The sequence below is a fragment of the Shewanella sp. TB7-MNA-CIBAN-0143 genome, from assembly GCF_040310065.1.
In the GTDB taxonomy this organism is placed as follows: domain Bacteria; phylum Pseudomonadota; class Gammaproteobacteria; order Enterobacterales; family Shewanellaceae; genus Shewanella.
The window spans coordinates 54811-78167 of the sequence record NZ_JBEOPL010000002.1; the positions used below are offsets into that span (position 1 = coordinate 54811).

23 protein-coding genes, 1 tRNA gene and 1 pseudogene are annotated in these 23357 nt (G+C 40.6%); 9 read left to right on the top strand and 16 right to left on the bottom strand.

Annotation, left to right across the window (positions count from 1 at the left end; genetic code table 11):
• Positions 1–28: 28 nt before the first annotated feature.
• Complete coding sequence (locus tag AAEY97_RS01650; RefSeq protein WP_277949095.1) at positions 29–1339, top strand: dicarboxylate/amino acid:cation symporter; 1311 nt, start codon at positions 29–31, stop codon at positions 1337–1339.
• Positions 1340–1511: 172 nt separating this feature from the next.
• Positions 1512–2189, top strand: coding sequence for a LysE family translocator (locus AAEY97_RS01655; RefSeq protein ID WP_350979643.1), 678 nt, complete (start codon positions 1512–1514; stop codon positions 2187–2189).
• A gap of 140 nt (positions 2190–2329) precedes the next feature.
• Here AAEY97_RS01655 and AAEY97_RS01660 read toward each other — a convergent pair whose 3' ends face one another.
• From AAEY97_RS01660 to AAEY97_RS01670, 3 genes are read right to left on the bottom strand one after another with little or no spacing between them, the layout of a single operon-like run.
• The gene (locus tag AAEY97_RS01660; RefSeq protein ID WP_350996065.1) at positions 2330–3847 is read right to left on the bottom strand and encodes a PhnE/PtxC family ABC transporter permease; all 1518 of its coding nucleotides are present in this window, start codon (positions 3845–3847) and stop codon (positions 2330–2332) included.
• Positions 3848–3904: 57 nt separating this feature from the next.
• Positions 3905–4582, bottom strand: a complete 678-nt coding sequence (locus AAEY97_RS01665) for an ATP-binding cassette domain-containing protein (protein WP_350996068.1) — start codon at positions 4580–4582, stop codon at positions 3905–3907.
• Positions 4582–5436, bottom strand: a complete 855-nt coding sequence (locus AAEY97_RS01670) for a putative selenate ABC transporter substrate-binding protein (protein ID WP_350996071.1) — start codon at positions 5434–5436, stop codon at positions 4582–4584. The genes AAEY97_RS01665 and AAEY97_RS01670 overlap by 1 nt, the downstream gene beginning before the upstream one ends.
• Before the next feature lie 240 nt (positions 5437–5676).
• On the opposite strand from AAEY97_RS01670, the gene AAEY97_RS01675 reads away from it, so the two are divergent.
• Complete coding sequence (locus tag AAEY97_RS01675) at positions 5677–6351, top strand: response regulator (RefSeq protein ID WP_101088025.1); 675 nt, start codon at positions 5677–5679, stop codon at positions 6349–6351.
• On the top strand, positions 6342–7694 hold the full coding sequence (locus tag AAEY97_RS01680) for an ATP-binding protein (protein ID WP_350996074.1): 1353 nt from the start codon (positions 6342–6344) through the stop codon (positions 7692–7694). The genes AAEY97_RS01675 and AAEY97_RS01680 overlap by 10 nt, the downstream gene beginning before the upstream one ends.
• A gap of 70 nt (positions 7695–7764) precedes the next feature.
• Here the strand turns inward: AAEY97_RS01680 and AAEY97_RS01685 are convergent, their stop codons facing one another.
• Positions 7765–8460, bottom strand: a complete 696-nt coding sequence (locus AAEY97_RS01685; RefSeq protein WP_101088021.1) for a 2OG-Fe(II) oxygenase — start codon at positions 8458–8460, stop codon at positions 7765–7767.
• A gap of 115 nt (positions 8461–8575) precedes the next feature.
• On the opposite strand from AAEY97_RS01685, the gene AAEY97_RS01690 reads away from it, so the two are divergent.
• Entirely contained in the window at positions 8576–9826 is a 1251-nt protein-coding gene (locus AAEY97_RS01690; protein ID WP_101088019.1) for a cyclic di-GMP phosphodiesterase, read from the top strand.
• 158 nt (positions 9827–9984) lie between these two features.
• On the opposite strand, the gene corA is transcribed toward AAEY97_RS01690, so the two are convergent.
• Positions 9985–10932, bottom strand: coding sequence for a magnesium/cobalt transporter CorA (gene corA, locus AAEY97_RS01695; RefSeq protein ID WP_101088017.1), 948 nt, complete (start codon positions 10930–10932; stop codon positions 9985–9987).
• Positions 10933–11382: 450 nt separating this feature from the next.
• The gene (yejK, locus tag AAEY97_RS01700; RefSeq protein WP_101088015.1) at positions 11383–12411 is read right to left on the bottom strand and encodes a nucleoid-associated protein YejK; all 1029 of its coding nucleotides are present in this window, start codon (positions 12409–12411) and stop codon (positions 11383–11385) included.
• Between the two features lie 183 nt (positions 12412–12594).
• Between yejK and AAEY97_RS01705 the strand changes: the two genes are divergently transcribed.
• From AAEY97_RS01705 to AAEY97_RS01715, 3 genes are all read left to right on the top strand, one after another.
• Positions 12595–12807, top strand: a complete 213-nt coding sequence (locus AAEY97_RS01705) for a YejL family protein (protein ID WP_011637946.1) — start codon at positions 12595–12597, stop codon at positions 12805–12807.
• Positions 12808–12892: 85 nt separating this feature from the next.
• Positions 12893–14683, top strand: coding sequence for a DUF3413 domain-containing protein (locus AAEY97_RS01710; protein ID WP_350996080.1), 1791 nt, complete (start codon positions 12893–12895; stop codon positions 14681–14683).
• 291 nt (positions 14684–14974) lie between these two features.
• Positions 14975–15051: transfer RNA gene (locus AAEY97_RS01715), tRNA-Pro, on the top strand.
• Positions 15052–15326: 275 nt separating this feature from the next.
• On the opposite strand, the gene AAEY97_RS01720 is transcribed toward AAEY97_RS01715, so the two are convergent.
• The 7 genes from AAEY97_RS01720 to AAEY97_RS01750 form a co-directional block, all read right to left on the bottom strand.
• Positions 15327–15947, bottom strand: coding sequence for a hypothetical protein (locus AAEY97_RS01720; protein ID WP_350996083.1), 621 nt, complete (start codon positions 15945–15947; stop codon positions 15327–15329).
• Positions 15948–16184: 237 nt separating this feature from the next.
• A complete protein-coding gene (locus AAEY97_RS01725; protein WP_350996086.1) occupies positions 16185–16625 on the bottom strand; it encodes a hypothetical protein in 441 nt (146 codons plus the stop codon).
• A 114-nt stretch (positions 16626–16739) separates the two neighbouring features.
• Entirely contained in the window at positions 16740–17132 is a 393-nt protein-coding gene (locus AAEY97_RS01730; protein ID WP_350996089.1) for a hypothetical protein, read from the bottom strand.
• A gap of 356 nt (positions 17133–17488) precedes the next feature.
• Positions 17489–17896, bottom strand: coding sequence for a hypothetical protein (locus AAEY97_RS01735; RefSeq protein ID WP_350996092.1), 408 nt, complete (start codon positions 17894–17896; stop codon positions 17489–17491).
• A 72-nt stretch (positions 17897–17968) separates the two neighbouring features.
• Positions 17969–18364: a DUF6896 domain-containing protein gene (locus AAEY97_RS01740; RefSeq protein WP_350996095.1), complete on the bottom strand. Its 396-nt coding sequence runs from the start codon at positions 18362–18364 to the stop codon at positions 17969–17971.
• Between the two features lie 75 nt (positions 18365–18439).
• Positions 18440–18724 (bottom strand): hypothetical protein, encoded by a 285-nt coding sequence (locus AAEY97_RS01745; protein ID WP_350996098.1) that lies wholly within the window; start codon positions 18722–18724, stop codon positions 18440–18442.
• A 173-nt stretch (positions 18725–18897) separates the two neighbouring features.
• The gene (locus tag AAEY97_RS01750) at positions 18898–19260 is read right to left on the bottom strand and encodes a hypothetical protein (RefSeq protein ID WP_350996101.1); all 363 of its coding nucleotides are present in this window, start codon (positions 19258–19260) and stop codon (positions 18898–18900) included.
• A gap of 514 nt (positions 19261–19774) precedes the next feature.
• On the opposite strand from AAEY97_RS01750, the gene AAEY97_RS01755 reads away from it, so the two are divergent.
• Positions 19775–20002: a hypothetical protein gene (locus AAEY97_RS01755; RefSeq protein ID WP_350996104.1), complete on the top strand. Its 228-nt coding sequence runs from the start codon at positions 19775–19777 to the stop codon at positions 20000–20002.
• 473 nt (positions 20003–20475) lie between these two features.
• On the opposite strand, the gene AAEY97_RS01760 is transcribed toward AAEY97_RS01755, so the two are convergent.
• The 3 genes and pseudogenes from AAEY97_RS01760 to AAEY97_RS01770 all read right to left on the bottom strand — a co-directional run bounded on the left by AAEY97_RS01760 (position 20476) and on the right by AAEY97_RS01770 (position 23327).
• Positions 20476–21012, bottom strand: a complete 537-nt coding sequence (locus AAEY97_RS01760) for a hypothetical protein (protein WP_350996107.1) — start codon at positions 21010–21012, stop codon at positions 20476–20478.
• Between the two features lie 100 nt (positions 21013–21112).
• Positions 21113–21486 (bottom strand): annotated as a pseudogene (locus tag AAEY97_RS01765) (hypothetical protein).
• A 389-nt stretch (positions 21487–21875) separates the two neighbouring features.
• Positions 21876–23327, bottom strand: coding sequence for an ankyrin repeat domain-containing protein (locus tag AAEY97_RS01770; RefSeq protein ID WP_350996110.1), 1452 nt, complete (start codon positions 23325–23327; stop codon positions 21876–21878).
• Positions 23328–23357 lie beyond the last annotated feature (30 nt).

The window sequence follows — 23357 nt, forward strand, 5'->3', positions numbered from 1 at the left end:
AAAATAATATGATGAGAAGGAACACTCTGTGAGTAATCAATACAAGCTCGGACTCACGAGCAAAATTTTAATTGGCATGGCATTAGGCATTATATTTGGCCTAGCATTGAGAAACTTTTTTCCTGGTAGTCAATTTATTCAAGAGTACATTACCGATGGATTCTTACATGTCATTGGTACTATCTTCATCTCAAGCTTAAAAATGCTTGTCGTACCTTTGGTATTTATCTCATTAGTATGCGGTACTTGCTCCCTTAGCGATCCATCTAAACTGGGACGTCTTGGTGGCAAGACCATATCCTTCTATTTATTCACTACCGCTATTGCGCTCACTATTGCGATTCTAGCAGCCGTGTTAATCCATCCAGGTAATGCAAGTTTGGCCGGTAACGTATTAGAATACTCGGCAAAAGACGCGCCTAGCCTGTCTGAAGTCATTATTAATATTGTACCGACAAACCCTATGCAAGCCATGAGTGAAGGCAATATGTTGCAGATTATCCTATTTGCAGTTGTTTTTGGCTTTGCCATCTCACATATTGGTGAAAGAGGTACGCGTATAGCGTCATTTTTTAACGATTTAAATGATGTGATTATGCGTGTGGTTACCTTAATTATGCAGCTAGCACCTTATGGTGTGTTTGCACTGATGGCGACCCTCAGCTTAACGTTGGGCTTAGAAACCTTCGGTAGTGTTGTCAAATACTTCCTCCTCGTGGTTGCCGTTTTATTTATCCAAGGCTTAGTGGTTTACCCTACTCTATTAAAATTGTTCTCGGGACTCAGCCCGTTGATGTTTTTACGTAAAATCCGCGACGTACAGCTGTTTGCTTTTAGTACTGCAAGCTCTAATGCAACATTGCCGGTAACCATTGAAACCGCAGAGCACAGAATGGGCGTCGACAACAAAATCGCGTCATTCACCTTACCACTTGGTGCCACTCTCAACATGGATGGCACCGCCATTATGCAGGGTGTTGCAACGGTATTTATTGCCCAAGTATTTGGTATTGAACTGAGCATCATGGATTACGCGACTGTAGTGGTAACGGCAACATTGGCATCTATCGGTACTGCGGGTGTGCCTGGTGTCGGCCTTATTATGCTGGCAATGGTGTTAAACCAAGTAGGCTTACCGGTTGAAGGTATTGCCTTAATTATTGGTGTAGACAGAATGCTAGACATGATCCGCACTGCGGTAAACGTCACTGGTGATGCAGTGGCTACGGTGATCATTGCCAAATCAGAAGGCGAATTTAATGAAGAAGTCTTCAACGATTCGCAAGCAGGTAAAGCAGCCAAAAGTTTTGAAGAACAAGTGCTTAACGCCAAAAAATAACACTTAAGTTCACCTTATATAAAAAAGCGCTAATTTAGCGCTTTTTTATTATCTTTTTCCTACATAAATGTGCCATTATCATCAACTTACATTGAAATAAGCTCTCATAGATATCAACAAATGGATATCAACAAAATCTAGCCAGCTTTAACTTATAAAAAACGGAATAAATATGGACATGACTTTATTGGCGGGTTTAGCGGTTATTCACATTGTGGCATTAATGAGCCCAGGACCTGACTTTGCCATTATCGTTAAAATGGCTACGCAGCAAACACGCTTAACCGCACTTTATTGTGCCTTCGGCATTGCTGTCGCTATCTTAATTCACACCTTTTTGTCGTTGATGGGCATCAGTGTGATGATACAACAGTCTCATGTTGCCTTTATGACCGTACAACTAATTGGCAGTAGCTATTTAGCATGGATGGGATATGGGGCGCTCAAGTCAGCTATCACCAGTATGATTAGCAAACGTCGTAATTCAGATATTTCATCAACGCAACCTAATGTGGCAAAAGCGGCGCTGATATCGTCATTAAAGGGATTTAAAGTTGGACTATATACCAACCTACTGAATCCTAAAGCGCTGATCTTTTTTATTACTTTATTTTCCGTATTAATTACGCCGCAAGTCAATTACTCAACTAAAATTGCCGCCACGGTATTATTATTTGTGTTGTCATTGGTGTGGTTTAGCTTACTCGCACTGATCTTGTCTAAACCTCGGGTACAACAAAAATTGCTCGCGGCCAATACCATTATAGATCTACTCGTTGGGATTATTTTTATTGCCGTTGCAGTCACGATTGCCAATAATATAATTCATCAAATTATCGGTCAGTTTTAAACATGATTAAATTCGATTAAGTAAATAGATGAATAAGCTGACTATTTTTATCAAGCAGTTACCTGTTTGAGCCACGACGCTTACCCGTTTATGGCTTTAAACCAAGAGACTTTATTTAGCAAGCCTGAAACCAAGAGACTTTAGCAAGCCTGTAAACGGCTGCGAGGATAATGCAATAATCGACGTGCTAAATAATCCACCACCACATTCAAACCCGCAGTGAAAAACAACAGCAACAATGCCCCACTAAAGCGAATTTCAGAAAAATTACTGTCGACATAAAAACCCAACGTCATCACCCCAAGCATGCCCAAGATAGCCGTTTCACGGATAATCACTTCAAATCGATAAAACAGCAGTCCCATAAAATGTGGGTATATGGCAGGTAACACTAGATAACTGTACTGATCAATCCTAGGCTTGTATGTCAACGGCACACTAATGCTGTCAGCTTGACGTGACATTAAAAAGACCATCAAGCCGCTATTGTGCAGCGCTAACGCGATAATCGCTGGCAACATCGAGGGCCCTAGTAGCATCATAAACACAAAAGCCAATAAATATTCAGGCAATGAACGTAATATTAAATTCACAGCCCTCATGATTAAAATAACCACTTTTGGCATCATCAAGTGGGTATTAAAAGGCAATAATACCAACGTCAACACATGAGTTAACCCCAAAGCACAAAAAGCCAGTACCAAGGTAGCAACCATCCCGGGAAACACTTGCTGGCTGATTAATGTATAACTCCAGTTAACGAGCTTCGACAGGTTATCTGTGTCAAACCAGCTCAAGAAGGGTTGTCCTTGAAGCATCGGTGGTAAAACATCAACACTAATAAAACGCCAAATAAGTTGCGAGTCGATAACAGGAATGGGAGGTAAGAAGTACACAGCAAGCGGTAAATACAGCCAAAGCATTATCGGTTTAGCCCAAAAACGTATGCTACCAATTAACAACACAAATAAGATTAATAGTGCACCGCCTTGTTGATAATGCCCCTGACGAAAAGCGGATTCTAAATAAAACCCTAATGTCGGCATACCAATAAAGCCCAACACAGCACTACTACGAAGCGCGCATTCAAAACGGTAACGAATATAATCGACAATCTGCGGATACATGTGCATCCATCGACCATATATAAATGCCGACAGTTTATCGGTGCCCTTAGGCAGTGAAAATAAGGTATGCATTGGCGCTTGCTGTAAAATATCAGCAAACACACGGGCAAAAGTAGCAGCATAAGGAAGCGCTATGGCTAAAATACCGGTAATGGCTGAAAGACCAAATATCTGTAAGAATATCAATGCCCAAAATATCTCATGGATAGCACGGATAAATGCACACATTGCCGCCACTACAGGATGTTGATACCACAATGCTAATGGAAATCCCAATAGCAACCCAATCGTAATCCCAAGCAGCGCAAAACTAATGGTTTGCCACAGCGCATCAAGTAAATACTCTGTCGCGAAAAAGTCAGGGTGCACAAAGCCTTGCCACATGCGACCAAGCTCAGACCAAGGATCGAGTGCAATCACCTCGGTATCAGCAAAAAACCAACACACGGAGACCATGAGTAAAAGCAACAGAGTGATTTTCTGCCAATGCCCTACAAAAGAGTAGCGACTGTGAGTAATCATTTTAGGCATTATAAAAACGGGGATAGAATGAAGATAAATCGCTTAGCAGCATCAACATGTTCATATTTATGCCACTGAATGGTTTGGTAAATCGGCTAATGCATAATGCTGTGATAAATGAGCCAGAGATAATTGGCTCGCTTTGTCATCTAGTACTACTTTGCCATCGCTAATGACAATAATACGCTCAAAGTTTGCTAACGCTAGTTCGGCATCATGTAGCACACAAATAACACTCTGATGCGTTTGCTTAATCAAGTTTAGTAATCGTAAGCCCATTAGCGGATCTAATGCAGAAAAGGGCTCGTCGCCCATAAACACTGATTGTTGTTGAAATAACGCTCTGGCTAAGGCCACACGTTGGCGCTGACCACCAGACAACTCATTGACTTTCTGTTGCAAAGGCACGGTCAGTTCTAGTTGCTGGCAAATAGCTGCGATTTGTTGTTGCGGCTTATTAAACGGCAACAACAAATTAGCCAAATTATACCAACGGGAATAACGCGCTAACCCACCAATAAACACATTGTGATATATCGACAGGTTATCAACTAACCCCTGTGCTTGAGAGCACAAACAGGTCTGCTCGGCCAATTGTTGATAAAGGTGATGCAACAGCGTGGTTTTACCCACGCCTGAAGGGCCTAAAATAGCCACATCCTCATTTGCCTTAAATGACAAATTCACTTTAGGTAATATAATTTGCTGGTTATAACCTAAATCAACATCAACCAACGACAACATTAATCGAGCATTCCAATTGTTTTTGCCACGCGCTCAATCGGTTCATAATCACTATTTTTAGCCGGTACAAATGACTCACGTGGGAAGCTGGCTAACAAATCTTTATCCGTCATACCAATTAACGTTTTAGTCAGCTTTTCTTTAAAGCCCGCACCAAACGTTTCATCAACACCCGAATGCACCGTCCATTGATAATCTGGGTAAGTAGGGCTTTCCCAAATGACTTTCACTTTGCTGGTATCAACGTCACCGTTTTCAACTGCTGTGTCCCACACTTTGTAATTAACCGCGCCGACTTGATAAACACCTGCTTCAACTTGGCTGATCGTGCGGCTATGGTCGCCAGAAAAACCAATGCGTTTAAAAATTTGTTCAATTGGCTTACCGGTATTTTTTTCAATAAAATACTGTGGCATCAAACGGCCTGAAGTTGAGTCTTTAGAACCAAAGGTAAAGGTATAATCATTCAATGAAGGAAAATTAGTTGAAGCAGCCATTTCAGTAGATTTATGAGCAATCAAATAACTCTTGAAAAACTGATCTTCAAAACCTTGGGCAATAGCCTCAGAACCTGGCACTAAACGACGCGCTTGCACACCAGATAAACCACCAAACCAAGCAAGTTGTACTTGGTTATTACGAAATGCTGTTACCGCTGCAGAATATGACTTTACCGGAATATATTTCACTTCCACGCCCAACTGCTCGGTTAAATAATCAGCCACTTTATCAAAGCGAGTCCGAAGCTGACTTTCATCTTCATCAGGGATAGCCGTAAAGGTAAACGTTGCACTTAATGCAACTGTCGAAAATAAACTTAAAAAGCTAGCCGATAATAAATGTGTTAATTTCATCTCAATCTTAAAAGTTAGTCTGTCAATAACCCTATTCTAACTTACCTGATAACTGATTACACCGACAAAGCTCATTCCGTGTGAAATGTTAGCAAGAATAATTACTACGATGACCATAATGGTAATAAGTTTTAATATAACCATCATAAAAAGTTTGGTTAATATTTAACCTTACCAACTTGTAGGGTAATATTGGCCAAGCACATTTCACATATAATGACCGCTTAACAAGGATGGATTATGCGCATATTGGTTATTGAAGACGACCCTCTGTTGTCACACCATTTACAGGTGCAGTTATCAGATCAAGGTAATCAAGTGCAAGTGGCATTAACCGCAAAAGAAGGATTTTATCAAGCCACTAATTATCCTATTGATGCTGCTATTATTGATTTAGGTTTACCCGATCAAGATGGAATAAGCCTAATCAAAATGCTGCGCAATGCAGATGTTAAAGCGCCGATTCTAATTTTAACCGCTCGACTAACGTGGCAAGATAAAGTCGAAGGGCTCAATGCTGGTGCAGACGACTACTTAGTTAAACCATTTCAAAAAGAAGAACTCATCGCCAGACTTGATGCCATAGTGCGCCGCAGCAGTGGTTTTGTTCGCTCAACCATCACCAGCGGTGCCTTGCAAATAGATGTCGCGGCGAAACATGTAACGCTAAACCAAACACCATTAGACATCACTGCCTTTGAATACCTTATTCTGGAATACTTGATGCGCCATTGCCATGAGGTTGTCGCTAAACAGCGTTTACTGGATGTGGTCTATGCCGACAAAGAAGGCGATCCCAACACCATTGAAGTGATGGTCAGCCGATTAAGAAAGAAACTTGCTCAAGGTGGAATAGAACAGTCCATCATTACCCTTCGCGGCCAAGGATATAAATTTAACCACCCATGCGACTAATTTTACGACCTAAAAAACGTCTGCTTACCAGGATGTTCTTAACCTCCTTGGGTATTATCGCGTTAGTAGGATTTGGTCTGGCCTGGTTAATTACCTTGCTACATGCCCAAAATCGCTATAACCAAACCACCAGCGCCTTAATAGCTCAACTACCCATCATTGCCGCTGAGTTTCGCGAAAACAATCTAATCCCTATCACCCAGGCCCGTGAAGGTGACGACGTCGACATTCAATACATTATGGCTACCTGCAATAGCAGCTATAACACCTTATGGCGTTCTGACTTCGCTATCAGCTTAAACTTGAATAACATTTGTGAACAATATCTTGATATAAAAGATGATTTCCCTCCGTTCTACCTCAATTTTAATGACCAACAAAGTTACTTTGCTTACTTGCTCAGCATTGACGTTGAAACCGAAATGTATCATCTATTGATTTTAAAAGACGCCACCGCACTGAAAACTGAACTCAGTCAATTTAATCGACTCACTTATATTAGATTGGCAATGGTAATGGCTATTGCACTGTTACTGCTAGTGAGTGCAGCCTACTGGGGAATGCGGCCGTTAACGAAGCTGAAACAAGAGTTGATACAGCTGCAACAAGGACATAAAAAAAGCCTCTCACAAGATTACCCGGTTGAATTACAGGGCATCACCACGGCGTTAAATCAACTTATGGACCAAACAGACCAACGTCAAACTCGCTATCAAAATGCCATGAACGACCTTGCTCACAGCTTAAAAACGCGTCTCGCCGCCAGTATTGCCATCATTGACGATGACTCATTAGATCGTCAGCAACAGCACCAAAAAATCCTTGAACAAATAAATGACATGGATCATTTAGTACAGTATCAACTCAAGCGTGCCATGTTAGGCCAACAAGGCTTACGTCAACAACAAACCGCTATCGCACCGATTGCGCAACAACTTGCGCAAATGCTCGATAAAATATATCGAGACAAACATGTCATATTCACCCTAAACATATCAGCATCATTGCAACTACCACTCAGCAAAGGCGATGTAATGGAGCTATTGGGTAATTTACTGGAAAATGCATTTCGCTTATGTGGCAATAACGTCATGATCAGCGCCGCGAGCCTCGATAACAATCTCATCCAACTCAGTGTTGAAGATGACGGCCCCGGCGTAGACCACGCCATTAAACAAAAAATAATCCAACGCGGTATGAGAGCCGACACTCAATCATCGGGACAAGGAATTGGTCTAGCAGTATGCCATGAGCTCGTTAGCAGTTATGGCGGCACAATGACCATTGGTAATAGCGAGCTTGGCGGAGCAGCTTTTGTCATTCAGCTCCCCGCAACGGCATAAGCCCGCAGCAACAAAGTCATCAATCAAATAAGCATATAAAGCCACAACTGGTTTTACTCAACAGTAATCACTAACTTAATGGCGCATAAAGTTGCTCGGCACGATTAAACATCGCCCAAGAAGTCGCAATATACTTATCGTTACTAATAGGTACATTGCCACGATGGCTATGTGTAAAACCGGCTGGAGCAATCACCATAGTGCCTTTTTTAGGGCTTATTTTACGTTGTTGATAATAAAATTCTGTTTCGCCGCCCTCTTCAACATCATTCAGGTAAAACATGTATAACACCACCCGATGAAGCGCCTCATTATGGCCATTCTGTGGATACTGCTCTGAATGCCAATGCGGATATCCACCCACACCTTGCTGATAATGCTGCACATTAATCGTACCACTGCGATACAAATATTTAGTTAATGCCGCAGCCCTTGGCCTACCCAACACCTCAAAATTATCAGGCGTTAACGTTTGCGGTTGACCATTTTCATCTGCTACTTGTACAGAAACCGCTCCCATTAAGGTTAACGAGTATTGGGTAAAATAATCGCTAATATGGGTAAATGTCGCCGCTAAAAGTTCATTTTTTAATTCAGCTAAATCATCAAAAGCATCTAACATTAAATCACGACTGCGCTTTTTCTCGGTATCTACGCCAAAACCTGTATGGCCTGGCCCTACACTCGGATGCGTTTCAAATGCCGCAATTAAGCGATCACATAAATCATTACTTATCGCGTTGGGATATACTTCAATAAAATCCATAGGGAGTGACTATTGTTAATTTATTTATAGTAGTATGCTGCCACGCAATTAAAGTGCCTGTAAAGGGCAATACATAACATAGCTCATTGTTCTTCAAAGTAACTATCGATTGAATATGAAAAAAAACCAAAAAATCGCTGTAGAACAATTAGAAGTGGGTACCTTTATCCGCTTGCCAATTTCCTGGAAAGACCACCCTTTCCTGTTTAGCAGTTTTAAAATTAAAGACGCTGCACAAATTGAACTTATCAAAGGCTTAGGGCTAAAAGATGTTTTTTTTGATCCCGAAAAAAGCGATATTGAGCCTGTAACGTCCGAGAATGCCAACACCTCTAAACCCGACGAGCAGGCCCTCAACGCACTAAAAGAGCAAATGATTAACCAGAAGTCGGCCAAAATAGATGAGCAACAAAAGCTCAAACGAGATTTAAAGAAAACCGAACAACAATTTAATCGCTCAGTGTCGATGATGCGTTCAATGGTCTCTAAAATCAGTAGCCGACCACTCAATGCGGTCAGTGAAGCGAAAGACCTCATCAGCAACATGACCACCATGCTACTCAATAGCGATAATTTAGCCTTACATTTAATGGGCGATGCCAAAAATGATGAGCATATTTATCACCATTCACTCAACGTCGCCATGTTGTGTATGTTAATGGCAAAAGAGCTAGGTTGGAGCCGCGAAGAAGTTGAAACGATTGGTATTGGTGGGTTATTTCACGATATAGGTAAACTCAAAGTTCCGAGTAACATTATCAATAAGCGAGTGCCTCTTACCACACCAGAAGAAAACTTCATTAAACAACACCCATTAATGAGCATTAATTTTCTTAAACTCGCTGACAGCTTTCCAGACGAAGCCAAACCGTTAATTGCTAATCATCACGAATTTTTAGATGGCAGTGGCTACCCACAAGGGCTCAAAGCCGACAAATTAGACAAGCTGTCGCAGTTAATCGCCGTGGTTAACGAATACGACAATTTGAGTAATGGCACCAACCAAACCAAAGGAAAACCGCCAAGTATCGCCTTGGGGTTGCTGTATAAAAACTATAAAAACAAACTCAATACCGAATATATTAGCATGTTAATCAAAATGTTAGGTATTTATCCGCCTGGCAGCATTATTGAATTATCCAGTGGCCAATTTGCCATGGTTATGTCGGTAAACTTGCAAAAGCTATTGTGCCCTAACATTGTGGTTTACGACCAACTGGTACCCAAAGATTTAGCCCCCATCATCAGTTTACAAGATGAAGGCTTAACTATTGTTCGCAGTCTACCTGCCGCAGCGTTGCCAGAAAAAATCCATAAATACCTCAATCCTAGAGAACAAATCAGCTTAGGTATTGGCCAAAACTAGTGTGCTGCAGATAACATAGACTATTTCATCTCTTTAATGAGTGACTTACATAACACCATTTCAGTTTATTTACCCTAGCCAACTCAAGTATTTGAGACATAAAAAAAACCATCAATCGGCAACAATTGATGGCATTATTTTGTCTAAAATAAATTGCGTTATAACCAACCTTTCCGTTTAAAGAAAAAGTAGGTTCCTGCTGCACTGGCTAGCATTAATGCCACTGCCATTGGGTAGCCAAACCGCCAGTCGAGTTCTGGCATAATATGAAAGTTCATCCCATAACTGCTGGCAATTAACGTAGGGGGTAAAAATACTACCGCCGACACCGAAAATATCTTAATGATTTTGTTTTGTTGCAAGCCACTGAATCCCATCGCTGCATCCAGTAAGAATTGTAACTTGTCGAAAATAAACTGGCTGTGTGGCATCAATGATTCAATGTCAGATAGCATCTCACGAATGTCTTTCAAGTTTTCATCTGACAATCGGTCACGATAATAACGTTGCATATAACGTAATGAACGCTGAGTATCCAACAAACTCAATCGAATTTTACCGTTCGAATCTTCTTGCAAGGTAATCAGTTTAAAAACACCGTCAAGCTCTTCGTCATTAAATACTTGCTCGCCAACATTTTCTAAAATACTATAAATATCTTCAATTAAGTCAGATAGATAATCAACTTTCAAAGTAAAGAGCTCTAACAACAAGCCTTGTGGAGTGGTAATATCCAAGCGCCCTAAACGTAGGTAATTACGCAGTAAACGAATAAGGCCGACATCTTCTTCACGTATTGTTAGCAAAAAACGTTCTCGCAAGTTAAACGACACGTTCACTGCGCGTACATCTGAACTCACCCGCTGTGGAAACAACGAGTTAATGTGTAAACCGTCTTGGTTTTGGTAAAAACGCGCCGAAGCCTCAATTTCTTTAATATCTTCTTCGTCAGGTACTTCTTCAGCAGAGAATAGCCTCAACCATTGACGCTCTTCGTCGTCGGGTTTTAATAAATCTAACCACAATGTCGACTCAGGCACTTTATCGCCCACACTCAATTCGGTGGTGATTAATTCTCTATTTTGATAGGCGTATGCAGTGATCATCGCTCCCCCAAAGTCCGTTAGGCTATTACAAGCATAACAAACAAAAACACTCAAAAAGTGGCGCTAGTTTACTCAACTACAAATGAATGAAAAGTAAAATATTCAACTGCGCCAAAAATCGTACCAGTTAGATAATTTGATCGGTAATTTGCTAAATAAGCCATGAGCTAAGCCGTTATATAAATCCAAATAAAACGTTGCAAAGTTCACCGCCATTGACACGATTTAAGCATCAGTAAATTGATATAAAAATCTGCGTAAATTAATGTCACTCTGCACGCTATTGAACCCAAAGTTCACACGCAACACTAGATCCAACAACATGTTAGCTCGCTTTACTCGCTAACTCACCAAAGCATAGCACGCGTTAAACCTAGACTCGCTATTATCTTCGCTCATAAAAAAGCGCCCAAATAGGACGCTGTTGTAACAACACCAATTAAGCTTAAGTTATTCGCCTTTTAAGCGACGGTCTAATTGGTCTTTCAAATTGGCTGGCACGCCTTTAATCAAAATAGTGTCAGATATCGGATCATAAATAACCCGTTCACCTAAATGGCCGCCATCAAAGCTCAAGGTAACTCCGCCACCTGTGCCTGAAAACTTCTTCAAGCTGCGTAGACTGGCTTTATCGGCCGGAAACTCATCGTCTAACTCATAACTGCCGCCACAAGCAAAATCATAAAATGAATCCATACCAGAATCAGCTAACTCATCGGCTAAATCTTTAACTTCAATCACATCACCGGAACCTGCGCGTTCAGAACAATAATCAAATACCTTGTTACGACAATCTTGGCGTTCATCTTTGGTAAGCTCACTACCTGCGACAAAATCTTCAACTGCATGGATCAGGGTTTTGTTTTGCGCTTTAATGTTAACGCCTTCAACACAGCCCATAAAGTCTAAAAAGAAATCGGCAACTTTACGGCCAGCACGACCACGAATAAACGAAATATACTTACGCGAGCTTTTATCGGCCTGCCATTCAGTTAAATCAATGCGCGCAGCTAATTGAATATTGTTTAAATCTAAATGGTTGTTTTGCGACAATTCCATGTCATCTAATACTGTCATCGACGACTTAGCGCTTAATAACGCCACAAATAAATAGTCGCTCGTCATGCTGGTATAGCAAGACATCAACAAAAAACCACCTTGGCTAAAATCGTACTTGGCCAGTTCTTGTTGCAACAGTTGGCTCGCTTGACCACTAAACTCAACAAAACCTAAATCGCCTTTGCGATAACCGGTTAGTGCATCAGAAAATTCACTGTTGGCTTCGCCATCATCGCCATGGGTTCCAAAAAAGCCAAACCCCTTACCCGCTTTACCCGAATAGGTTTGATGTAACTCTTCTAACATGGTTTCAACGGCGTGAGTATTCAACAACGGTTGCGGGCGTAAACGACAACGCATTTGCCCCTGACTGTCTTGAGAAATTTCGTGAATAATTGCTTGCTCAATACTAATGCTCATAAACCTTGTTAATCCTAGTCTGTCGCAGATGATAATTTAAAAAAGAATGATATCAGACCAACCGTATAAATCGAACAAGGGTTTACAATATTCCTCACATACAGCGAATAAAACTTGAGGCGAGCGACGGCTAAATCCGTTATTATGTGCAGCTAATTCATTATTTATTGAAGTTTTCTGACTATGGCAATTCAATCTAAATACACAAACACTCAAGTTGAAGCACTTATCAGCGAGCTGCTTGCAGTACTAGCTAAGCATCAAGCACCAACCGATTTAAGCCTTATGGTATTGGGCAATTGCGTGACCCATTTACTCGACAAAAAAGTCCCTGGTGAATCACGCCAAAAAGTAGCTGAGCAATTTGCCAAAGCCTTAACACAGTCGGTTAAGTAATCGACTAAATAAAATTTATCACTAATTTTTACAATCAGTTACACTGAAAACAGTCTGTGATAATAACGTAGGAATACGAGTTAACATGATCGAGCGCAAAAAGCAGCAAATGACGCGTGATAAAGTGTCACGCTTAGTTAATTGGGGTCACTGGTTTGCCTTCTTTAATGGCATATTAGCGATGTTAATTGGCGCTCGATATATTGGCAGTGTCGGCTACCCAGAAACCATTATTGGTTGGGCTTACCTGTCAATCAGCACCATAGGTCATTTTACCTTTTTAGCCTTTATCGGTTACTTAATTTTTATTTTCCCGATTACCTTATTATTACCTTACTCCAAAATTTTACGTGGTTTTGCTGCATTTATCGCCTCACTTGGTTTATATGCCCTACTGTATGACACCATTATTTATGACGACTACGGTATCCATTTAAGTCCTTTTGCGTTCGACTTAGCCTGGCAAGATCTCAACGCGCTATTACACAGCACTTCATACATAGTGACACCTATCGTCATTGTGATTGTTGAGCTTACTGCGGCCAATTATCTGTGGAAACGCATCGACAAAATTCAGAAAAAACAATGGGGCAACAAAGTGGTGTTGTTTGTCGGTATCTGTTTTGTCAGCAGCCATTTATTTCATATTTGGGCCGACGCGACCAATATGACTGAAGTCACCCGTTTTGACGACGCCTATCCAGTGTCATACCCTGCGACAGCACGATCGTTCATGGAAAATCACGGCATTGACAGCAGCATGCAGTCAACAGAGTCTCGCAACACTAAATCACGTAAGCTGAGCTATCCCATCAGCCCGATGCAATGTACTGCAGACAGCCAACCCAATGTTATGGTTATCAGCATAGACAGCCTACGAGCAGACATGGTCGACAGTGTCACCATGCCGTTTTTAAGCCAGTATCGTATTCAAAATCAGCGTTTTATGAATCACTATAGCGGTGGCACCGACTTTGAAACCAGCATGTTTACCCTCATGTATGGCTTACAAGGCAATTATAGCGATCGCAAAGAGTTTGATAGCACCAGCCCAATATTGACCAACACTCTGTCACAACAAGGCTATCAATTAGCCATGTTTGCGCCTGAAAATGATCAATACGCCGCTAATAGCGCCATGTTCAGCGGTATAAACATTCATATTAGCGAAGGCGATAATGGCAGCGCAGATGCCGATATCAACACCATTAATGCGGTAAATACTTGGCAGCCAAAGCAAACACAACCGTGGTTTGCCTTAGTGAATCTTACCGCACCAAAAGATTACGACACCCCAGTCGGATTTTTAGGCGTACAAACCATCAAACCGCACATGCCATTAAAGCCTGCGCAAAAGGTGCTGTTTAATCAATATCGTCAATCACTTAACTTTATCGACCAACAACTGGCTAGCCTACTCAATAACGTGAGTGATGATACCATTGTGCTCATCACTGGCACTTACGGCCAGGTCTTTACCAGTAATACCAGTGACGCCCGCAGCGATTTATCGCCAGGTAATGTTAAAGTGCCGCTGATAATCCATTGGCCCGACAGCCATGGTAATAAAGTGAATTACCGCACTAGCCATTACGGCATAGCGCCAACCTTGCTAAGCCATGTGTTAGGTTGCACCAATCCAAGTACAGATTACAGTTCAGGCCGCAGTTTGTTAGAACCTAATAATGAAACCTGGGTTTACATAGGCGACAGCCGCCGCTTTGCCATTTACCAAAAAGCTGAAATAACAGTATTGGATCGTTTCGGTAAATACCGCATTTACGATTTAGACTATAAAAAACGTTTAGATAAGAAAATGAGCGCACCAGAATTAATCCAAGTCATGCGTGAAGGCCGTAGACTGTATAATCAATAAGATATTTTATTACTAATAACATATTTAGCTTAAAAGATTGTAAACGAGCGAACTATTCATCTGCTTGCTTATGCTTGCTTATGCTTGCTTATGCATAGATAAGGACGACGATTTTATTAAATGGATAGTTTATAATCAATCGATAACCGACTGATAACTAACTACTTGCGTAAACAAATCGCAATTGATACAGTAATTGTCCACTTAGTAACCCCAAGGCTCACAACTGTACTAAGTGGTTGACATGTATGATGATATTTTCATTATATCTGAAGTCAAACTAAGTAATTTCGGTATGTAGCGCAGCCCGGTAGCGCACTGTCATGGGGTGTCAGGGGTCGGAGGTTCGAATCCTCTCATACCGACCAAATTAAAAATAAAAAAGCCTGTATGCATCAAATGCTTACAGGCTTTTTGTTTATAAAAATCGCAAGCAATAAAATGGGCTCCTATATAATGCAGCCCAACGGCGAGGAAATAAGTAAAGAAGGAACGTAAGAGGACGCAAAGCCAGTTACTTAGTCGTTTCAAGCTTATATAAATATACCCGTTTTTAAGGGCCGCAAACACGCCATATATGGCGTTGAGGTATTTGGGTTTCGAGATATGTAAAACCGATATTTTTCAAAACTAGATTTAAAAGTTATCGGTTAAGTGAGTTGTTTCTTTTACTTAACAGCTCAAGAGCCTGTTCCACACAAGATGGAATATATTCATTTTTCATTCTATGAGAATTGGTTTTTATTTCTTCAATTGTTGGCTCATTGAACAATGAACTTCCCAATAAATTACTATAAGTAACTCTAATTTCTTTTTCTAATACATCGTTAAAAATTTCACCACGAGATAAAAACATAGCCCTAATGGTTTCAACCGCTTTATCAGTAGCATTTTTTTCACTATCATCAAATATGAATCTATTGACGATTGAACGCCAACTCGTCTCACACCCAAAAGTAATGTCTTTAGTTTCTTGCTGCATTTCGTTACTTTTCATTTTTATACCATTACTACGTTTAACGTCTGTCGGCAGCATTGATTCATCAACAGTGGGAGTATGGTTACTTAAAGTGTTACTTTTAACTTGTGGTGGCAACGTTGATTTTTCAACGGTGGGGACATAGACGCTTGAAGTCCCTATTCGACACACCTTATTCCAAGAAATACATGAATTGCCGCACGGCTGGCTTTTCTTGCAATTCTTTGCATCTGTTAGAAATGATATTAATAATCCAAAAATTATTATTAACATATATTTCATCATAACTATTCCTTTAGATTTTTTATCTACTAACTGATCGAATGATCGACCACAAACTTTATATGCTCTTGATACGAACAATCCTCTGCACACAAAACGCATAGACGCACACTCATCAACGCCAGTTTTTGATAGCGTAATAATCATGGGTGGCAATGTTTTGGTATTAAATCGATTGTAACGAACGAAGTTTAACCGTCCCAGCACCGCAGGTGAGAACACCCACTTTATGTTAGGCCGCTATTTAAAAGCAGCTTCGATTTTTTCGGTATCTAAGTACTTCTCAAATGCACCCAAACTTTGAGAGACTGATGATTCTGCCATTAACTCTTGCATTGCCACTTGCCCTACAATACCGAATGCAGACTCAAATGCTGCTGAATTTTCTTCAATAGCCTTCTTGGATATTTCTTTGCAATCTTTAGTTATTAATCTAGTAATAAGCTCTCCAACATATTTATTCATTTGATCTAAGTTAGCATCTGAGACATTTGAATAAGGTTTTATAGTGCTATGCTGGGACATACCAAAGTAGATCCATTTAGCTAAATTCTTCCTTTCTTTTCCATTCATTGAATCTGTTAAACAGACACCTAACTGCTGCGTTGCAGAGACTGTGCTTGCTAATGCATGCGGGCTGATTGCAGCTGCTATTAAAATAATAGTGGAGATTAACTTCATAATGCTTTCCTTATTGATTGCCTAACGCCCCTCTAATAAGTGAACCAAGTGCTGGCGGGCGATTTGCTCAGTAAATGGCATGACAGCATTGGTGAATCTGAACTTAGAGGCTTGTTATACGCAACTTTCAGCTTTAGGTCTAAAGTAGTTTTTTGAGGCTGGTAATAGCAAAAAAATCATTGAAAATAAGGGGATGATATATATTCCCAATATCGGATAAATTCTAAATGCCTCAAACAGAGAAAGATCGTAAAAATACTGATCATAAGCCTTCCAAAGCCAAAAAAGAGGTAATCCACCAGTCCCTATTAAACCAATAATCAAAGATTTTTCATCTCGTTTTTTCAAAGCAGAAGCAACCCAAAAGAAGACTGCACCAGAAATTAACTGTGAAACTGCAGTTGATGGCCTAGCATCTACGACGAACATCATCCATGCAGCAAGAGTAATGCTGACTCCTGAACTCAAGTAAAGCAACATTAAAGTCATTTTGGCAGAAAAAGGCATTTACAAACTCCTTGTGTATAACGCTTAAGTATTTATGCGTTGCGCTGTTTGCATGGCACAAACCGCTTGTTGGATTTGGCTGATGCCGAGTCTAGGTTAACGGGTACACGTTATGCTAAAGGAATTTGTTTTTTGATGCTGGCTTTGGGCTGTAGAGCCGTTTTGAATTGATTATGAGGCTTGATTTGTATGTGTTCAATTGCAATTCCCTTGTCATTGTGGTGTTCCATCACATCTTTTTTAAGTCTAACTGATTCAATGAGGTTAATACACTCGATTGAGTCAGCATTTGGCTCCGCGTATCGGCTTAGTTCAACGCTTAGGATAAGGACGCGGCTTCGCGCGGCCTATCCTTATTAGTTAGCTGTACTACCAGCCAAGTAACGCCTTTGAACGTAAACTAAATGCAACGTGACAAATAGTGGTGCAATTATAAAAGGCAATAAGTATACATTTGTGCCGCCAACTGAGTAACTTGCAACGGCTGAAGATATTACACCTAATGCAACATACACTTTGAGCCTTTTAGGTTTAGTGTTCTCTTGCTCAGGGTGCAAAGTTAAAACTAATAAACTTATTGCTCCCCAGAACCCACACAAGCCAAAAAACACCAATGCAGCATACAAGAGAACGATTAGCTCACCAGAAAATAAACCAACAAAAATTACTGGACTAAACACAACACCTAAAGTTAATAACAATAGTGATGGTGCAAATCCAATCATAAATTCGATAATGTACGCAAAACGTTTTAATTTATTCATGTACAGCTAACGCTTTTGTTGTGGGGCGCTGAAAGCGTCCAAGACCCAATGGGCTGAACCACCAACTTTTTGTTACGTGTTTTCAGCATAATACAAACTGCCTTGAGAGAATTTAATAATCTCACCAGATTCTTCAGCTGTTTTAAAATCTAAGTCAATCTGACCAGATTCGATATAAACTCTAAATTCATCAAACTGCTCTCCAAAACGAGAAAGTCTCCATAGATCAAACCCGTCAATCCGCCCATTCTCAGCATAATCAAAATCGACAGTAAAACTTTCAAATTTGAAACGGCAACCAATTCCATGAAATGCATATGAATAAGAGTAGAACTTTCCAGAGCGCTCGATTCCAGACTGTCGAAAGTACATAGGCTCTTCAATTTTGAAGTGTTCTTTCATTATTTCTTCAGCTTTGTGTACCTTGGAGAGAAATAAGCTTACTAGCTTTAACAGATCTGGATTCATAGTTTATTCACGTAACGCTCAAAGCAGTTGCGCTGTACGCGTCGGCTGGCTTTGCTTGTTATGCATATTTTGACTTTACTCATATTTCGACATCACCAACTTATACTTCGCCAGAGCCGTCTCTCGAATAGATTCTGGTAAATCATCAAATATTTCTGGTAAATCTTTTAAGCCCTGCCGCAGCCCAGAACTAACTTGAGATTTTGTGACCTGTTTCGATAGCAAATAATTATCCATCTGTTTAAAAGACACATCCCAAGCTCTCATCAAATCCCGTATAAGATCGTGTTCAACTGTTTTAAGTTCAGAGGCTAGTTCATCGTAGCACTGCCTGAGAACATCAAATTGTGTTCGCTTCATTAATTTGAGCCTGATACCTGCGAATACGCATAACGAAGCTGTAGAATAACTCCAACAGCCAAATTCAATTAAATAATGAGCTCCTGTAATTAACTCTAAGCGTTTTTAAAGCATTAGGTAATGCATTTGGACCCCATAAAACAGGCTGTTTTTTGTCCTGCTTTAATGACTAGTTATATAGATATTTTTACCCAACCTTCTCTTGGGCTGTCAGCAACTAGACACTTAATCATATTTATTACTTCATCTCTTGTTACCGATTGACCTTTAATAATAGGCTCATCAGTTAATCGACTTGAGAAAAACCTTACTCCTTCCTGAGTAAGTTTATACATACCTTCAGAGTTTTTATTTAAAGTAGGATAAGGGAATTTTTCTTTTGGCTTGAGGTGAGTACCATAATTACTCATGAACTTCTCTAGAGGGTATTTTTGACCAGACATTAATCCTGTAACCTCCAAGATTGCTTGCATGTATGCACGCATATCTTTGGAATTAGAACTTGGTGGATTAACTAATTTATTAAGTACTTCCATTTGATAATTCTCCTTCAGCCTGAAATCTGTATAACGTTTTAGTATTTGTGCGTTGCGCTGTTTGCATGGCACAAATCACTTGTTGGACTTGGCCGTTGCCGAGTCCAGGTTAATGGGTACGTTTTATGCTATAGGAATTTGTTTTTTTTGATACTGGCTCTAGGCTGTAGAGCTGTTTTGAATTGATTATGAGGCTTGATTTGTATGTGTTTCATTGCAATTCCCTTGTCATTGTGGTGTTCCATCACATCTCTTTTATGTCTAGCTGATCCAATGAGGATAATATACTCGATTGAGTCTGCATTAGCGCTGCGGCTTAGTTCAACGCTGCAAGCAACTGCAGCTGTAACATAACATGTGCATGCGCGAATATTTTACCGCACATACACAAGTGGAGAGTAAGCTGTCAGATTGACTTGCTTTGCATTACCCAATAACTCTCTGATTCTTTAAGTATGTATATAAAACCATGCTTCCAGGTACATTAAATATGATCACAAATAACGAAGCTAGCATGGAACTCACAACACCCAGTTTCTTCCGTTTAATGAAAATGACAACAAGTGCAAAAGCAACCAACAATATACAAGCAGCCACTAAAAAAATGGATGCTGAAAGCCCGAGATACCAGATGATACTTCCTTGCTCAGTGGCCGGAAAAAATATTACTGCAACCAATAAAACCCAGAAGACAATAATTAGCCATTTCCATATAGGGGCAATTAATAGGTTTTTATTATAATTTGATTGATAAAACATTGCCTAAACTCTACTGATGCTTAACAGCGTATTAGCTAGAATTTCGATAAACATCTTGAGAAGTCAACCAAAACCCAGCATCTATACCACTTTAATTATTAATAATTTTAGTAACTTATCAGCTTAATAAGCTAAAATCAATCACGTTTTAGTTCGAATGAAGCGAGAATTTTAGTGTCACGATGATGCTCACAGAATGCATGCAGCAGTAACATTTTCATCTGGAAAAATAAAAAGATCGAGGGTGATCAACAGTTGGTATTTGAGGGGGAGCAAAAGCCATACGATATTCAAAGACACATCTTACTAAATACTACTCAACAGATTCAATGGCTTACGCATGATTTGACTGTGTTGATATTGATTGGTTTTGATAGGGTTGAGAAAACAACAACACAACCACCTAAATTTTTCATATGTAGTGAAGCACTGCGCTTTCCTACCCCCGCAGTGAAGTCAGCCAGAAGGACCCTTTCCTAATTCTCTCAGCAAATCAATAACCTCTGTCATAATATCACCTACTTTTGCATCCAACTTAGTTGAATTATGGTCATTTAAACGTTGTGAACAAATCCATTTTTGGCTTATAGCTGCTGACGATGGAGTATTTTTAAACTTAGCAAGCTTTATGACAAATATAGTCCCTAAATGTCCAAGCATCATATCCTCCGCAATGTATCTTTTGTTGCAAATAACATCAATCGGATGATTACCTTGTTCTACGTAACATTGGCTAGCAAATACGTTCTTTTGTCTATCAAAGGAAATCTGTGCCAATCGACTCTCTATGTCGTCAATCCTTGTTATACGCCATTGCCTATATGTGAAAATAATAGCCAAAACAGTTATAGAACTTCCCACAATCGTGAATATGCTTGCCATAAAACCATGATCTAATGCGTTCAGGTAAGTCAACATGTTGGCTCCATATGCACCTATTATCCACCCAGCCAAAAAGACACAAAGAACAACCCAATATTCAACTTTACCCATGTAACTCAACTCCTTGTTATGTCTAGCAACAATCACAGATGAGTGATAAAAAATCAACTTATATTAATCTGTAGGTACTAAGGTCCATATAGTAAATTATTCATAATTGTCCTACGATTTCTATCTCAGCCCTTCTCAACCAGTACACATTGGACTTCTTACTATCGACCCCCACAAGGCCCACTGCCCTTTGCAGACGTACTGCGCTCTAATGGCCCGTATACATTGCGGTGTTAACCGAGTAATCATCTGTTCGAACTGCCTTACTTCTAGTGGGGGCGTTATCTCGACTACTGCCGAACTACCGTAAACAATCACCTCGCCTAACTTGTAGCACTGGCTTCGGCATGCGAACCCTTGACCATATTCTTGATGGACCCAATAGTTACCCCAGCGTGTTAACCCATGACGCAACGCCTTCATGTTCAGCGTCACTTGCTGCAGCTGCCGCTGCTGCACATTAATCTTCATCATTATTCTTGACCACAAATAACCGCCATTATTTCATCAATCCCTAACTTAAACACCTGGGCGCATATTGCCGAAACATCATCAAATGGCACTCCCACATCACCCCGCTCCCAACGCTGATTAATTCCAAGCTCAAAATCTTGGTCACTTTTATGGTCACTTTTTAGGGGGTTAGACTATGACAACTCTGTGATTACGTTCTTCAAAGCTAGCTTTCATTGCACTGCCATGGGGGCAGAGATTGGAATCCTCTCCTAACACAGGAGGATACCGACCAAATCTAAAATAAAAAAGCCTGCATGCATAAAATGCTTACAGGCTTTTTTGTTTTTAAAAAATAATGTTAATTTGATTAATCCGGTCAAACTCCAAACTCAATATGCTTTTCAATCTCAACATCCATCGGCGTTATATTTAGCTCCCTTTGTGCATAATAACGCTACAACGTTCGCATGCCCTTGCTGCTTGGCGCGCATTAAAACGGTTCGGCCTTTATTATCGCGTAAATTGACATCTGCACCTTGGGCTAATAACAACTGCATGATGCCGATGTGTTGCTTGTCGGCAGCGTAGAACAATGGCGTAAAATGCTTATTATCATATCGATTAACCTCAGCAGCATGGGAGAGGAGTGTTTGCACTATATTGAGCTGAGCTTTTTCTGCCGCGGCCATTAATGGCGAAAAATCATCACTGTTTGTGCCATTAACATCTGCTCCGTTATCTAATAAAAGGCTAATCGATTCAATATCGTTATGTTCAATGGCCAGTAGCAGTGGCGTCATCTTACTTTCAGCGCTTTGTAACTCAGTTTCAGCGCCATGTGAAAGCAATAAACTGACCATTGCCACATTGCTAGTGGCAACCGCATATAACAAAGGAGAGGTGCCGCCATTATCTTTGATATTTATATCAGCGCCATAGTTGAGTAATAACGTGACTATATTTAGGTGCGATCGATTTGCTGCCCAGTTAAGTGCGGTATGGCCTGTTCTATCTTTTAAATCCACACTAGCACCTTGTTTAAGCAGTGTATTAACCACGTTTTCATGACCACTCAATGCCGCTAGCATTAATGCTGTTCGCCCTATTCTGTCTTTTGCTCTGGCATTTGGGCTTGCTCCTTGCTTGAGTAATGCTTTTACTGCTGGCTCGTCGCCAAATGCGGCTGCATGAAGTATTCCTTTGCGCTGCTGGTTAATCATAGCGCGTGTTTTGACGCTTTTTACTGATGCATCAACCGATGGTGTATTACTCTGTGCATCGCTATTTTGTTCGGTTGGTTTAGTCTGTACTGGAGACGTATCAGCTGGAGTCGTCTCTATTGATTCAGCCGGAAAGCGTGGCGGATGTTGATATTGTTGATGTTGTGGGTAAGCCGAGTCTCCCTCGCCGCGGTAGCCAGGAAAACCTACATCTGCACCACTTTTGCGCTGATTATCTATGATTGATGGCTCTTTTGATTGACTCTCTGGATTGTTGATTATGGGTTGAGTATCAGATACAACCTCCTTCCCACCACGATAATTGGGATCACCTTTGCCAAGCTTGGGCATATTTTTTTGGTAATCGTGACCTATTGCCGGTTTTTTAGCACTTTGCTTAGGCGCTGGCTGGGATATTGCTGGATTTGCTATTACTGGCGTGACTGGCACTGCCGACGTTACTGCAGGAGTTGTGATGGCAGGCGTGACAGCTGGCGTAACTAGCTCCGGCGTGGTTGCAGTAGCCGGTGGAATGGTAGTTGCTGGTTGAGTTGGATCGCTGTTTTCTTCAGCGAATAACGAGCTTATCGCCGAAGATAAAATAATGGCCGAGACAAAGATTATTCGTATGATGCGCATTTGCTATTCCTATCTTCTAAGTCCGTAAAG

Excerpts from the sequence above, each read along its gene's own strand:
- AAEY97_RS01655 (WP_350979643.1), top strand. The coding sequence starts at position 1,512 with ATGGACATGACTTTATTGGCGGGTTTAGCGGTTATTCACATTGTGGCA.
- AAEY97_RS01660 (WP_350996065.1), bottom strand. The coding sequence starts at position 3,847 with ATGCCTAAAATGATTACTCACAGTCGCTACTCTTTTGTAGGGCATTGG.
- AAEY97_RS01665 (WP_350996068.1), bottom strand. The coding sequence starts at position 4,582 with ATGTTGTCGTTGGTTGATGTTGATTTAGGTTATAACCAGCAAATTATA.
- AAEY97_RS01670 (WP_350996071.1), bottom strand. The coding sequence starts at position 5,436 with ATGAAATTAACACATTTATTATCGGCTAGCTTTTTAAGTTTATTTTCG.
- AAEY97_RS01675 (WP_101088025.1), top strand. The coding sequence starts at position 5,677 with ATGCGCATATTGGTTATTGAAGACGACCCTCTGTTGTCACACCATTTA.
- AAEY97_RS01680 (WP_350996074.1), top strand. The coding sequence starts at position 6,342 with ATGCGACTAATTTTACGACCTAAAAAACGTCTGCTTACCAGGATGTTC.
- AAEY97_RS01685 (WP_101088021.1), bottom strand. The coding sequence starts at position 8,460 with ATGGATTTTATTGAAGTATATCCCAACGCGATAAGTAATGATTTATGT.
- AAEY97_RS01690 (WP_101088019.1), top strand. The coding sequence starts at position 8,576 with ATGAAAAAAAACCAAAAAATCGCTGTAGAACAATTAGAAGTGGGTACC.
- corA (WP_101088017.1), bottom strand. The coding sequence starts at position 10,932 with ATGATCACTGCATACGCCTATCAAAATAGAGAATTAATCACCACCGAA.
- yejK (WP_101088015.1), bottom strand. The coding sequence starts at position 12,411 with ATGAGCATTAGTATTGAGCAAGCAATTATTCACGAAATTTCTCAAGAC.
- AAEY97_RS01705 (WP_011637946.1), top strand. The coding sequence starts at position 12,595 with ATGGCAATTCAATCTAAATACACAAACACTCAAGTTGAAGCACTTATC.
- AAEY97_RS01710 (WP_350996080.1), top strand. The coding sequence starts at position 12,893 with ATGATCGAGCGCAAAAAGCAGCAAATGACGCGTGATAAAGTGTCACGC.
- AAEY97_RS01720 (WP_350996083.1), bottom strand. The coding sequence starts at position 15,947 with ATGATGAAATATATGTTAATAATAATTTTTGGATTATTAATATCATTT.
- AAEY97_RS01725 (WP_350996086.1), bottom strand. The coding sequence starts at position 16,625 with ATGAAGTTAATCTCCACTATTATTTTAATAGCAGCTGCAATCAGCCCG.
- AAEY97_RS01730 (WP_350996089.1), bottom strand. The coding sequence starts at position 17,132 with ATGCCTTTTTCTGCCAAAATGACTTTAATGTTGCTTTACTTGAGTTCA.
- AAEY97_RS01735 (WP_350996092.1), bottom strand. The coding sequence starts at position 17,896 with ATGAATAAATTAAAACGTTTTGCGTACATTATCGAATTTATGATTGGA.
- AAEY97_RS01740 (WP_350996095.1), bottom strand. The coding sequence starts at position 18,364 with ATGAATCCAGATCTGTTAAAGCTAGTAAGCTTATTTCTCTCCAAGGTA.
- AAEY97_RS01745 (WP_350996098.1), bottom strand. The coding sequence starts at position 18,724 with ATGAAGCGAACACAATTTGATGTTCTCAGGCAGTGCTACGATGAACTA.
- AAEY97_RS01750 (WP_350996101.1), bottom strand. The coding sequence starts at position 19,260 with ATGGAAGTACTTAATAAATTAGTTAATCCACCAAGTTCTAATTCCAAA.
- AAEY97_RS01755 (WP_350996104.1), top strand. The coding sequence starts at position 19,775 with ATGGAACTCACAACACCCAGTTTCTTCCGTTTAATGAAAATGACAACA.
- AAEY97_RS01760 (WP_350996107.1), bottom strand. The coding sequence starts at position 21,012 with ATGGGTAAAGTTGAATATTGGGTTGTTCTTTGTGTCTTTTTGGCTGGG.
- AAEY97_RS01770 (WP_350996110.1), bottom strand. The coding sequence starts at position 23,327 with ATGCGCATCATACGAATAATCTTTGTCTCGGCCATTATTTTATCTTCG.